This is a genomic window from Arthrobacter sp. S41, from assembly GCF_004320535.1.
Lineage (GTDB): Bacteria > Actinomycetota > Actinomycetes > Actinomycetales > Micrococcaceae > Glutamicibacter.
On sequence record NZ_SIHY01000001.1, the window covers coordinates 1692413 to 1705024 of the forward strand.

The 12612-nt window shown below is 57.4% G+C and carries 13 protein-coding genes and 1 tRNA gene; 7 read left to right on the top strand and 7 right to left on the bottom strand.

The window, feature by feature from the left end:
* Positions 1-23: 23 nt before the first annotated feature.
* A complete protein-coding gene (locus tag EYR88_RS07790) occupies positions 24-878 on the top strand; it encodes an alpha/beta hydrolase (RefSeq protein ID WP_131089077.1) in 855 nt (284 codons plus the stop codon).
* Between the two features lie 180 nt (positions 879-1058).
* A complete protein-coding gene (locus EYR88_RS07795) occupies positions 1059-1811 on the top strand; it encodes a strictosidine synthase (protein ID WP_207306474.1) in 753 nt (250 codons plus the stop codon).
* Here EYR88_RS07795 and EYR88_RS07800 read toward each other — a convergent pair.
* Entirely contained in the window at positions 1808-2410 is a 603-nt protein-coding gene (locus tag EYR88_RS07800; protein WP_131089078.1) for a TetR/AcrR family transcriptional regulator, read from the bottom strand. The two genes, EYR88_RS07795 and EYR88_RS07800, sit on opposite strands and share 4 nt — an antisense overlap.
* A gap of 166 nt (positions 2411-2576) precedes the next feature.
* On the opposite strand from EYR88_RS07800, the gene EYR88_RS07805 reads away from it, so the two are divergent.
* From EYR88_RS07805 to EYR88_RS07820, 4 genes are all read left to right on the top strand, one after another.
* Positions 2577-3653, top strand: coding sequence for an alkene reductase (locus EYR88_RS07805; protein WP_131089079.1), 1077 nt, complete (start codon positions 2577-2579; stop codon positions 3651-3653).
* A gap of 44 nt (positions 3654-3697) precedes the next feature.
* Positions 3698-4411: an SDR family oxidoreductase gene (locus EYR88_RS07810; protein WP_131089080.1), complete on the top strand. Its 714-nt coding sequence runs from the start codon at positions 3698-3700 to the stop codon at positions 4409-4411.
* 120 nt (positions 4412-4531) lie between these two features.
* Positions 4532-5710: a S8 family serine peptidase gene (locus tag EYR88_RS07815; RefSeq protein ID WP_131089081.1), complete on the top strand. Its 1179-nt coding sequence runs from the start codon at positions 4532-4534 to the stop codon at positions 5708-5710.
* A gap of 4 nt (positions 5711-5714) precedes the next feature.
* A complete protein-coding gene (locus tag EYR88_RS07820; RefSeq protein WP_131089082.1) occupies positions 5715-5942 on the top strand; it encodes a hypothetical protein in 228 nt (75 codons plus the stop codon).
* A gap of 19 nt (positions 5943-5961) precedes the next feature.
* On the opposite strand, the gene soxG is transcribed toward EYR88_RS07820, so the two are convergent.
* Genes soxG through EYR88_RS07840 form a run of 4 tightly spaced genes read right to left on the bottom strand, consistent with a single transcriptional unit; the run spans position 5962 to position 10982 of the window.
* On the bottom strand, positions 5962-6567 hold the full coding sequence (gene soxG, locus EYR88_RS07825; RefSeq protein ID WP_131089083.1) for a sarcosine oxidase subunit gamma family protein: 606 nt from the start codon (positions 6565-6567) through the stop codon (positions 5962-5964).
* Complete coding sequence (locus tag EYR88_RS07830) at positions 6560-9457, bottom strand: sarcosine oxidase subunit alpha family protein (protein WP_131089084.1); 2898 nt, start codon at positions 9455-9457, stop codon at positions 6560-6562. The genes soxG and EYR88_RS07830 overlap by 8 nt, the downstream gene beginning before the upstream one ends.
* Complete coding sequence (locus EYR88_RS07835; protein WP_131089085.1) at positions 9454-9753, bottom strand: sarcosine oxidase subunit delta; 300 nt, start codon at positions 9751-9753, stop codon at positions 9454-9456. The genes EYR88_RS07830 and EYR88_RS07835 overlap by 4 nt, the downstream gene beginning before the upstream one ends.
* Positions 9754-9764: 11 nt before the next feature.
* Positions 9765-10982: a sarcosine oxidase subunit beta family protein gene (locus EYR88_RS07840; protein ID WP_131089086.1), complete on the bottom strand. Its 1218-nt coding sequence runs from the start codon at positions 10980-10982 to the stop codon at positions 9765-9767.
* Positions 10983-11134: 152 nt separating this feature from the next.
* Here EYR88_RS07840 and EYR88_RS07845 point away from each other — a divergent pair, with 152 nt between their 5' ends.
* The gene (locus tag EYR88_RS07845) at positions 11135-11767 is read left to right on the top strand and encodes a GntR family transcriptional regulator (protein ID WP_262199406.1); all 633 of its coding nucleotides are present in this window, start codon (positions 11135-11137) and stop codon (positions 11765-11767) included.
* Positions 11768-11872: 105 nt separating this feature from the next.
* Here the strand turns inward: EYR88_RS07845 and EYR88_RS07850 are convergent, their stop codons facing one another.
* Both EYR88_RS07850 and EYR88_RS07855 read right to left on the bottom strand, forming a co-directional pair.
* The gene (locus EYR88_RS07850; protein ID WP_131089087.1) at positions 11873-12289 is read right to left on the bottom strand and encodes a hypothetical protein; all 417 of its coding nucleotides are present in this window, start codon (positions 12287-12289) and stop codon (positions 11873-11875) included.
* Positions 12290-12507: 218 nt separating this feature from the next.
* Positions 12508-12580, bottom strand: a tRNA-Ala gene (locus EYR88_RS07855).
* Positions 12581-12612: the final 32 nt, after the last annotated feature.

Here is a 12612-nt window from a genome sequence, read left to right on the forward strand (position 1 = left end):
CAAGCTCAGGAGGAGCAGAAATCATGTCCACAAATGAACCAGTCATCACTTCCTACGTGCAAGCACCGGCAAAAACCATCAGTGCCGGTGGCGTCAATTTTGCCTACCGCGAGTTGGGTCCTAAGGGCGGCATCCCGGTTGTCTTTTTTGTCCACTTGGCAGCAACCTTGGATAACTGGGACCCACGCATTGTTGATGCCATCGCAAAAAAACGCCACGTTATCACCTTTGATCAGCGCGGCGTAGGCGCATCTTCTGGCACAGTTCCCGACACCTTGGAGGCAGCCGCAGATGACGCGTACAACTTCATTACCGCACTGGGCTACGACAAGATCGATATCTTCTCGTTCTCTATGGGTGGCTTCATCGCTCAGGACCTAGTGGTCAAGCACCCAGATCTGGTGCGGAAATTGGTGCTCACCGGCACCGGACCACGTGGCGGCCGGAACATCGACAAGGTGGTTGCGGTGACCTACTGGGACATCTTCCGCGCCACCATCACCCGCTCAGATCCTAAAGAATTCTTGTTCTTCGAACGCAACAAGGAAGGCAAAAAAGCTGGCAAGGCTTTTGTGGAGCGTTTGAAGGAGCGCACCGTTGACCGCGACAAGGACATCGCATTTAAAGCGCTGCAAACCCAGCTCAAGGCCATCGTGAAGTTTGGCCGTTCGGCACCTTCAGATCTGTCAAAGATCACCATCCCAACTTTGATCGCCAATGGCGATTATGACCGGATGGTTCCATCGATCCTTTCGGTAGACCTACACCAGCGCATCGCCGGATCCGAACTGATCATTTACCCGAACTCCGGTCACGGTGGCGTCTTCCAGTACTGGGAGAAGTTCGCGCCGGTCGCCGCCGAGTTCCTGTCCGAGTAGTCCCGTTTTCTTCGCAAGAATCAATTGGAAGGCATGAAAATGAGTGAGAAAGCAAAACCAGAGGTCGCTAAGCACTTCACTTCATCGATCTTGCTGTGGATGCGCAAGGACCAGCCACGCCAAACCGGCATGGACTATTGAAAAGGCCCCCATTCGGGGATTATCGCCAATGCTCCGGGCTTGAGTGAATATCGGCAGATTCATCTGGCAGAAGCTAATCCTGGACGGTGGCCAGCCCACCCGTCCTTGGAGACGCTCATTCCCGAGGATCGGAAGATTGACGGCATCGCCGAAGTAACCTTCGAAAATGCTCTGTCCCCTTTGGCCGGGCGCGAGCAAACCGCATTGGCCTTTGCAGACGAGGTTAATGTCTTCCGCCGCACCTTGCTCTACGCCGGACCTCCGAGTTCCTCCCGGTGGTACGACGTGGCTCTTGGGTCCCATCCGGGATCTCGCGCAGTGCTGTACCTACGCCGTGGCAAGGACACCGGCACGGTGGCCTTCCATAAGTTCGTGAAGAAAACTTTGGTACCAGCTCTAGTAGAAACCGGTGTGCTTACTGAACTGCGCACCCAGGTATTTCTGCCTTGGAGTCAGAAGCTGTGGGATACCCCAAATGTGGCGCACGATAATCCCGAGGAGCAGCATCTACATGCTTGGGTGATTCTTGGCTTTGTTGACGACGAGGCGCGTGAGAAATTTTTCGCCGGAGGTCAGGCTGCCAATCTCTCTGAGCTAATCGCGCCTTTTTACCTCGGCCGTTCACGCCTACGATGTGGAAACGACCCCGCGCTACGTAAAGGGTGGCGAGATTCTCGCAGCACCCGAATCCTAGCCGCCCGGCAAACTGCTAAGGCCTGCGCCAATCGGTCAGTCCAACCCACTGACCGAATAGCGCAGGCCTTAGTGCACTGCTTGATTGCCTCAGCTTAGCTTGGCAGTATCGAGGAAATTTGGGTGCGAAGTCGCCCCATGATTTCCGAGTTGCTGGACTGGGCATTGACCGTCGCAGACAATTCCAAGAACATGATCGATGAGATCACCGAAGCAAAACTCTTTGCCTGATCCTGTGGCATATGGGAGCGCTCGACTAGAAGGTTCGCCGTCGCCGCTTGAGTCTGCTCAACAATAGCTAAGGCTTCAGCGTGGTGAGGTTCTTCCGGATCTCCAAAAACCATCTCACGCAGGTAGGTACGGCCATTTTCTACCTGGACGCGGTTACATTCAACGATTGGTTCAATAAAGGCCAAAATTCCATCCAGCGCAGTGGAGGTCTTATTCGCTGCCGCCAATCCGCGTTCCAGAGACTGCGCATAGTGCAGATTTTGCACCAGCAGTAGCAGTTCGCCTTTGTTCTTGGCATACAGGAATAGTGTACCGGTGCCGATATCGGCAGCGTCGGCAATTTGCTGCGTGGTCACTTCGTCTACGCCGTACTTGGCGAAGAGCTTACTGGCGGCCGCGGTGATGCGTTCAAGCTTTTCCTGCTTGTTCCGCTCACGCCGCCCTAGGGGCTGGGACGCCACTGACATTTTTTTATCCTCCGGGAATAAACTATGACTACACTCAGTTTTGATTATAGTCACCGTTTGCTGGGGTTGGAAATTTACACCTTCCATTCTTCCACGATGGCGTGAGGCAACAAGGCCTCAACCCTAGGACAGTGCCCACAATTAGTAGATAAGGAAACCGCTCGTTATGACTTCCCCGTCCCTTTGGCAGCCGTTCACTCTCGGCCGGATCGAACTCCCCCACCGCCTTGCTTTGGCGCCGATGACCCGCAACCGCTCAAATGCAGACGGCACCCCGGGCGAGCATGTCGCACAGTACTACGCACAGCGCGCATCCCTCGGCTTGGTTATCACCGAAGGAACCCAGCCATCGGCTGACGGCCAGGGCTACTTCAACACCCCAGGCATCTACACCGAAGAGCACATCGCAGGCTGGCGCAAGGTCGCTGATGAGGTTCATGCTGAAGGTGGGCACCTGTTCATTCAGCTCATGCACGCTGGCCGCTCGGCTCACCCGGATAACACCCCACATCATCGTCAGCCGGTAGCGCCGTCAGCGATCTCCGCCGAGCAAGAGATCTTCACCCTTGAGGGTAAAAAGCAGACTCCCGTGCCACGCGAACTGAGCCGCGAAGATATCCAAGAAGTCATTGGCGAATTCCGTCACGCAGCTGCTTCGGCCATCGCGGCTGGAGCTGACGGTGTAGAAATCCACGCCGCTAACGGATACCTGTTGCACCAGTTCCTGGCCCCAAATGCCAACGAACGCACCGACGAATACGGTGGCTCGGTAGAAAATCGTTCACGCTTTGTCGTTGAGGTCGCTCAGGCGGTTGCCGAAGAAATTGGAGCGGATCGCACCGGCATCCGCATCTCGCCTGCTTTCCCACTCGGAGGCCTGTTCGAGGGCGAGCCAGCAGATGTCCATGCCCAGTACCAACACTTGGTCGGAGAATTGGCCAAACTGAATCTGGTCTACCTGCACGTTCATCACCTGGGCGATGACGCACTACTGCGCTCCCTGCGCCAGTCGTGGCCAACGGCCGTGCTGGTAGTGCGCTATGGCCGCGAACGCGAAACTATCGGTGCGGACATCGAGGCAGGATTGGCAGACATCGAACCGCTGGGACGCATTGCCCTAGCTATCCCAGATGTTGTTGAACGCCTACGTACCGACGCACCGGTTAATGATTTGGACCCAGCCACACTCTATGTCGGTGGAGCAAAGGGCTACATCGACTACCCAACCCTGGCTCACGCCTAAAACCAACAGAAACAAATTCACAAAAGAAAGTAGGAAGCATTCTCATGACTTCACTTAAAGATGCAGTAGTTCTAGTCACCGGCGCAAACGGCGGAATCGGTGGCCACTTTGTCCGCGAAGCTCTGGCCCGTGGCGCAGCCAAGGTCTATGCCTCGGCCCGCAACCCACAAGTTTGGGATGACGAGCGTGTTGTACCGCTGACCCTGGATGTCACCGACTCTGCGTCCATCAAGGCCGCCGTCGAAGCCGCACCAGATGTCACCGTGTTGATCAACAACGCCGGCGCCTCGACAAGCACCTCCGAAATCCTGAGCCACAGCGACGAAGAAATCCGTGCCAACGTAGAGACCAACTTCCTGGGCCCACTGTTCCTGGCTCGTGCCTACGCTCCACTGCTCTCAGCCAAGGGTGGGAACACCGCAATCATCGATATCCACTCCGCTCTGGCTTGGTATGCAGTCGCCGGTATTTACTCGGCTACCAAGGCAGCCCTGTGGTCCGCAACCAACTCGCTTCGCCTGGAACTGCAGCCTGCAGGCGTGCAGGTAGTCGGCGTGCACGTAGGTTGGGTTGATACCGCCATGGCCGCTGCAAGCACCGATCCAAAGCTGGATCCAGCAGTGCTGGTGACCAAGGTACTTGACGCTACCGAGGCCGGAGAATTTGAAGTTCTCGCTGACGAAACCTCCGTGCAGGTGAAGTCCGGACTGTCGGCACCATTGGAAGCTCTCTACCCACAATTGGCGCAGGGCAAGTAAAAACAGCCAAGTAAAAGCTCGCTGGGTATTCGGTGGCGAGCGTGGTGACATGTCGGGCCCTGCTTGTACAGTACGAAGCACTCGCAGGTGCAACGTCCACGAACCAGCAAGGAGCCCGACATGTTCAGCAAAAACTCTCCACGCTCAGCAGCCACCGAAGTTCCCGACCGCTTTGTGATCATCTTTGATTCGGCGGATCCGGCAACCCCGGGCATCGCTGCCGAAACTCGCGAGCAGCAAGTTCCTCAACTGCTAACCGAACAGGGCTACTCCATCAGCGAGTACTTCCCAATGTTGGGCATCGCGGTGGTCACCAGCAAAGCTGACCAGCTTGATGATTTCCGCCAACGCTGCGCAGGCCACCAATTGCCAGCCGAGGTGGTACCCGAACTGATCTACCGCATCCTTCCGGATGCTTTAGCCAAGGACAGTTTCAGCGACACGGGGCAGTTCACTTGGGGACTGCAAGCTGTGGGCGCAGATCTCAGCTCTTACACCGGCAAGGGCATCAACCTCGCGGTTCTGGATACCGGCTTTGATGCTAACCACCCGGATTTTGCCGGACGCAACGTCACCACCAAATCTCTGGTGGACGGCGAAGATGCTGCCGACAGCCACGGTCATGGAACCCACTGCATCGGCACCTCCTGTGGACCACGCACTCCTGAGCAAGGCCCGGGTTATGGCGTGGCCAGCGAGGCGAATATCTTTGCCGGCAAGGTGCTCGGCGCCGACGGCTCAGGTTCTGACTCCAATATCCTCGCTGGCATCAACTGGGCGCTGGAAAACAAATGCCAAGTCATTTCAATGTCGCTGGGCGCCGATGTAAAAACCGTGCACCCGCCCTACGTCACCGCCGGCCGGCGAGCCTTGGAACTAGGCTCGTTGATCGTGGCCGCCGCCGGCAACAATGCCCAGCGTTCAGCGGGAAACCCCGGTTTTGTGGGCGCACCGGCTAATAGCCCGTACATCATGGCGGTCGCTGCGGTGGACTCCAAACTGGCGGTTGCTGACTTCTCGGCCCAAGCGATCAGCACCGAGGGCGGCGAGGTGGACATTGCCGGTCCTGGTGTAGATGTTTATTCCTCTTGGCCAGGCTCCCAGCGTTACAACACCATCAGTGGTACCTCCATGGCGACCCCGCATGTGGCCGGGCTTGCCGCACTGCTGGCAGAATCCACCGGGTTACGTGCCCAAGAACTGTGGGACAAGTTAGTCCAAGAAGCTCGCAGCCTGTCCTTGCCGACCACCGATGTGGGTGCCGGCCTGGCCCAAGCCCCCACCAGCGCAGAAAGCTAGGCTCATGTCCGACTCTGAATTACCGGTATATGTCATCACGCTGGCCGAGGGCATTGAAGCCACCGGTGCGGTGAGTGAACTTGAATCTCACGGTTTACAAGTTAAACGAGTGCTCGCTGCCCTGGGCCAAGTTATTGGTCAGGGCAGCGAGCAGGTTGCTACACAGTTACGTGGATTAGATTCCGTGCAATCGGTGGATGCCCAACGCACCTACCGCGCACTAGACGAGTAGTCCGTCTAGGCTAATCCGACTAGATTGTTTCGGTACGAAATTCGATCATCGCATCAATGAGCCAGCGCACGGTGTGCTCGGTGAAGGAAGCTCGCGGCATGATCCGCCAGCTTTCTTCACCGGTACGCCAGAGCAATACTGGAATGTTAGCCAGTGATGTAGTGATCGCGTGATTCACCGCAAATGCTCGTGGATGAAGATCTGCCGGACAGCTCTTGCGCAGCACCAGCGGGGCTTTAGCACCGGTAAGTTCCAGCACGCTGCGGTTGGCCGAAAGGTCCACTACCTGTCCTGGATTTTCCCCTAGAGTTTGATCGAGTTTAGCCGCCAGTTGCGCATCCTCCGGGGCTGCCACCAAGAACTCGTCCGGGCCCAGCCAGAGCACTGCCACGGTATCCACTTCACCGCGCACCTCTCCGACCTTTTGAGGCAAGCCCACACCGGTAGCTGTTGCCACGGCGTCAAAGCCAGCACTGCCCGGTGCACAACGCACCGAGACCTTGGTGCTGAAGGCAACTTCACTCAACGACAATGCGCCGGGCACCGAAGCGTCAGCCATTTCTTGGTACAGGTGCGCTGCAGGAGAAACACGTGTTTCATTTTTGATCAAAGTGTCATTAGCCATCTCGACGGCTTCCTTCCGGGTCAAAGAGGACGGTTTCACCGATGGTGACCTCAACAAGCTGGCCATTTACCGGGGTTCGCAGGGTTTCACCGATGCGGTTGCGCCCATTTTTGATTAGCGCCAAACCAAAGGTTCGGCCCAATGCAGCCGAGTTATAGGAGCTGGTGACCCAGCCGTCCATTGGGGTGATCCCCTCGGCGGCCAGTTCCTCCACCGATACCAGTGCTGCACCTTCTGGCAAGAGTAGGTTCTTATCTACCGGCAACACCGAGACCAGGTGCTTGCGGTCCTCGCGCTGGTTATCTGCTCGTGAGTAGGAGCGGTTACCGACAAAGTCCTTAAGCTTGGAAACAACCCAATCCATACCGGCATCTTGCGGGGTGACCGTACCGTCGGTGTCCTGACCGACAATAATGAAGCCCTTTTCTGCACGCAGTACGTGCATGGTTTCGGTGCCATAGGGGGTGATACCAAATTCTTGGCCGGCCTCGTACACGTCCTGCCAAACCTTGAGTCCATGCCATGCCGGGATGGCAATTTCAAAGGCTAATTCTCCAGAGAAGGAGATGCGCGATAGTCGTGCTTCGATCCCGGAATCCAGCACGATGTCTTGGAATGCCATGAACTTAAAGGCTTCGTTGGAGACATCAACGCTGGAGGCGAGCTTGGCGATTACTTCGCGGGACTTTGGCCCCACTACTGCTACGGTGGCTAGCTGTTCGGTCACCGAGGTGCACACCACGTCCAGCTCTGGCCATTCGGTCTGCAACCATTCTTCCAACCAGTCCAGTACCGCCGCCGCGTTACCGGTGGTGGTGTGCATCAAGAAGCGATCTTCAGCCAAACGCAGGGTTACACCATCATCAAAGATCATGCCGTCGGGCTTGCACATCACGCCGTAGCGCCCCATGCCAACCTTGAGCTTGGTGTATCCGTTAGTGTAGATGCGGTTCAAGAATTCTGCGGCGTCTGCTCCGCGAATTTCAATTTTGCCTAAGGTGGTGGCATCAAGCATGCCCACCGATTCACGTACGGCCTTGCACTCACGGTAAACCGCGGTTTCCATGTCTTCGCCGGCTTGTGGGTAGTACCAAGGGCGCTTCCACTGTCCAACATCTTCAAATTCCGCGTCGTGCTCTACATGCCAGGAATGCATGGCGGTCAACCGTGCAGGATCCAATTGGTCCCCGCGGTTGCGTCCAGCCAAGGCGGCAAAAGCCACCGGGGTGTACGGTGCACGGAAGGTGGTGGTGCCAACGGTGGCCGGGTTTTCAATGCCCAGAACCGCGGCAATCACACCGATAGCTGCCACACCGGACGTCTTGCCCTGATCATTAGCGGTGGAGATCGAGGTGTAACGCTTGATATGTTCCACCGACTGCATGCCAGCGCCTGTAGCGCGCAGTACGTCAGCTACTGTCTGGTCACGCTGCAGGTCCACAAAGTGGAACTTGTAGTTTGCTGCGTCATCACCAAATCGTGAGGGCACCAGCCAGACCGGACGGGTTTCACCCATCGTTGTATCCGGGGCCTGTGGCACCCGAGCAACGGTGTCAAAACCGGCAGCGCTCGCTGCGGCTGCACCGGTGGCGGCGCCCGTGGACAAGGCGCTAGCGGTATCAAGTAGTCCGGTCACAGCTCCAGCCAAGTGCTGGTTGGCTACCGCGTTGGCGGGGACAAAAGCATGAATGCTGTTATTCCAGTCCAGCTTGCCCTGGCGCTGCGAGTGCAGGTGTACTACCGGGTTGAAGCCACCGGCCACAGCCAGCACGTCGACATCAATGCGGGTGACTTCGCCCAGCTCACGCTGTTCATCTAGGGTGGCAACAAAGATGGCCGAAAGCTCCCCATCTTCATTGGCTTCGGTATCAACCACAGCAGAACCCGAGATGACTTGCACCCCGTCGGCTACCGCTTGGGCGGCCGCGGCGGAAATGTTCTGCCGTGCATCAACCACTGCCACCACTGAACCGGAGGCAGCTAATTCGCTGACCAATTGGTAGGCAGAGTCGTTGGTGGTGAAGACCGCGATCTTCTCCCCTGCACGAACCCCGTAACGGTTCAAGTAACTGCGCACCGCACCGGCAAGCATGATGCCCGGGCGGTCATTGTTTTCAAAGACCACCGGTCGCTCGTGGGCGCCGGTAGCCAACACAACCTGTCCGGCACGGATGTGCCAGATGCGCTCACGGGAAACACCGGGTGCAGCCGCAGCATCTAGGTGCACGGTGCGGCGTTCAACGGCCACCAGGTAGTTGGCATCATAGGATCCAAAAACCGTGGTGCGCTGCAGGTGTGTGGTTTCCTCGGCCTGGGCCAAGTCACCGACCACTTCGCTGATCCAGTCGGTGGAATCCTTGCCATCAATCTGCTCACCGGCAGTATCCAGCAGAGTGCCGCCAGCTTCGGGGCGCTCATCGAGCAGCATCACCCGGGCGCCGGAGCGCGAAGCTTCACGCGCCGCGGCCAAACCGGCAGGACCTGCACCAACCACCAGGACATCGGTGTGTACGTGCACGTGGTCATAGTAGGCAGTGTCGGTGTTTGGATCCAGCACACCCAAACCGGAGAGCAGGCTAACGGCTACGCCCTCGGTGACTGAGACGGTGGTTGCCGGGAGCATGGATTCGTTGATGTCTGCTTCGTGACGAGCAGCCACGGTAATCAGTGCATTGGGCTCTTCTACCCCGGCGGCCAAGATGCCGCGCGGGCGCTTCAGGTAGAGCGAAGGACCACAGGCACGAATCTGGTTGGCCAACATCGCACTGGCGACGGTGTCTCCGCGGTAGGCGGAGATCTGGTGACCATCGATGCTCAAGTTCAGCGGTTCGTCTCGGTTGATCCGGGCACGTGAGCTGAGTTCTTCGCTCAGACGTTGCGGCTTGCTCATCGGGTGCCTCCTTGAAGCTGCTGGATCTCAGGTTGCGCCTCACCGGCGCCATAAACGGCCAAAAATTCGTAGCTGACGGTGTCGCGCAGGGCGTTGAACCACTTGCGGCAGCCGCCGGAGTGGACCCAGCGTTCGGCGAACACGCCCTTCTTGTTGCCACGGTAGAACAGGTAGCGGGACCATTCCTTATCGGTCAGCTCCGCGGGATTCTCCGGGTAGGCCACGTGGGCTTCGCCGCCGTAGCCGAATTCGTTTTCGTTGCGTGGCCCGCAGTGCGGGCAGTCGATTAGCATCATGGTGGCTGCTCCTAGTGTGCGACGGCTGCCGCGCCGTGTTCGTCGATCAGGTGGCCGGTTTCGAAGCGTTCGAGGCTGAACGGGGCGTTCAGCGGGTGCGCCTCGTCGTGGGCGATGGTGTGGGCCAGGGTGAAGCCGGCGCCCGGGGTTCCCTTGAACCCGCCGGTGCCCCAGCCGCAGTTCACGTACAGGTTCTGGATCGGCGTCTTGGAGATGATCGGCGACGCGTCCAAGGTGGTGTCCACGATGCCGCCCCAGGTGCGCAGCACATGCGCCCGGGCGAAGATTGGGAAGAGCTCCACGGCCGCGGCCATCTGCTCTTCGATCACGTGGAAGGCACCGCGTTGGCCGTAGCCGTTGTAGCTGTCGATCCCGGCGCCCATCACCAGTTCGCCCTTGTGGGCCTGGGAGACGTAGACGTGGATGTGGTTGGACATGACCACGGTCGGGTGCACCGGTTCGAACAGCTCGGAGACCAGAGCCTGCAGCGGGTGGGACTGGATCGGCAGTTCAAAGCCGGCCATTTCGGCCAGCACCGAGGAGTGCCCCGCGCCGGCGAGCGCGACCTTGCCGGCGTTGATGGTGCCGCGCGTGGTCTTCACGCCGGTGACCTTTTCGCCGTCCTTGATGAACCCGGTGACTTCACAGTTCTGGATGATGTCCACGCCCATTTCGTTGGCCTTGCGGGCGAAGGCCCAGGCAACGTGGTCGTGCTTGGCGATACCGGCGCGTGGCTGCCAGGTGGCGCCCATGACCGGGTAGCGGATGTTGTCGCTGGTATTGATAATGGGGCAGGCTTCCTTGACCTGGGATGGGTCAAGCCATTCTGCGTCTACCCCGTTGAGCTTATTAGCTTCCACACGACGTACAGATTCGCGTACGTCGCCCAGGGTGTGAGCCAGGTTTAGGACACCGCGCTGGGAGAAGAGGAAGTCGTATTCCAAATCTTCGGGTAGCTGTTCCCAGAGTTTCAGTGACTTTTCGTAGATGCCAGCCGATTCATCCCAGAGGTAGTTCGAGCGGATGATGGTGGTGTTGCGGGCCATGTTCCCGCCAGCCAACCAACCCTTTTCTATGACTGCCACGTTGGTGATGCCGTGGTTCTTCGCCAAGAAGTACGCAGTAGCCAAGCCGTGGCCACCTCCGCCGACGATAACTACGTCATAAGACTTTTTAGGGTCCGGGTTCGCCCACAGGAACTCCGGGTGCTCAGGTAACAGATCAGCCACAATGAATCTCCAATCTCCGCCAGGACCATTTCAATGTATGAATTGCCGACAACTGATATATCAATCTGCAATTCACTGTATGATAGAAAACGAAACCCGGTCAATGGGTTGGCGAAAATTACGTGGATGCTACGCACAGCAGGAGGACTTCAGTGAGTGAATCTCTCTCAGATCGCGCCTACCAGATACTGCGCGACCGTTTAATCATGTTGGACATTGCTCCAGGTGAGCCGATCAATGAGGCTGCCTTGGTGCAAGAACTGAACATCGGGCGCACTCCCCTACGCGAGGCTCTCAAGCGCTTGGAAGTTGACCATCTAGTTCATTCTTATCCGCGTCGCGGAACCTTTGCCACGCGGGTGGACATCACTGAGCTTGCGGCCATCACCGAAGTCCGCCTTGCCCTAGAGCCACTGGCAGCTGATCGCGCGGCAGCATTAGGCGGCGGATCGTTACGTGCCCAGATTGAACAGACCCTGCACGCCATTACGAACTTCAAAGGTGATGAGTCACGGCGCACGCTGATGGAAAATGATTTGGCCGTACACCGGCTGATCTACCAAGCTGCAGCAAACCATCACATGGAAGAGACGCTGATCAGGTTGGACAACCTAGCTACCCGCATCTGGTGCCTGACCTTGGATCGCTTGCCAAGCATTGAAGAACACATCGCCGAACATCAGGCGTTGTTACAGGCCGTACTGGATCAAGACCCATCTACCGCCAGCGAGCTTGCCCGCGAACATATCGCCAGTTTCGAGTCTTCGGTGCGCGCAGTACTCTAGGTTCCGCCTGTCGGCGCCTCTCACCTGCCTCGCGTGAACCATCCATTCTCTTGGGCCCCTCGCCACGATTTCGGGTTCATCATGGGAAGCGATCAAGCAGGATCACTAGCGACGGTCTGGAAAGTCTCCTTCGTAGTCATTCCATGTACCCGCTAGTTCTTGCATCGCCCATAGCTGGTGCTCCACAGAAGCGTCTTTGCCCGCAAAGTCCATGACGATGTAGTTCATTGTGAACCCGTCCTGAAGCGTATCGCCGAATTCCTTAGCGCGGTCTTTGCTCTCAAATCGAAAATAGTTGGCCTCTGTGGTGCTGTAGCTTTCAACGCAATCCACCGATGTTGCGCAGGCAATTTCAGTATTTTCTTCCGGCTGAGTCGTGACATCTACTGATCCCTGGCTGTCGGAATTTACAAGCTCCTGCAGAGTCAGAGCACGCTGCGGGTCCGCTATAGAACACCCAGCCAACGATGGAACAGCGAGAAGTAATGCGCCTGAAAGGATGAGACCCGAGCGTGAATTCATTTTCCTATTTTCACACCTTCACTTGGGAAGTACACCCTACTTGCGGATGATTCACTCCGGGCAATGAGTGTTCTTGTCATCCTGCATACACAAAGAATCCGAGGCCGTAGGCCTACGTTCAAGGTCCTACGAGTTGAACCAGAAGAGATCTTTGGGATTCGCGCGAGGAAAAGAAAAATCTCCCGGTCAGATGACCGGGAGAATTTTATTCAAATTTGTGGAGGTAAGGGGATTCGAACCCCTGACCTTCTGCATGCCATGCAGACGCGCTACCAACTGCGCCATACCCCCAAAAGATTTGGATTCTTTGATATTTCTATCGT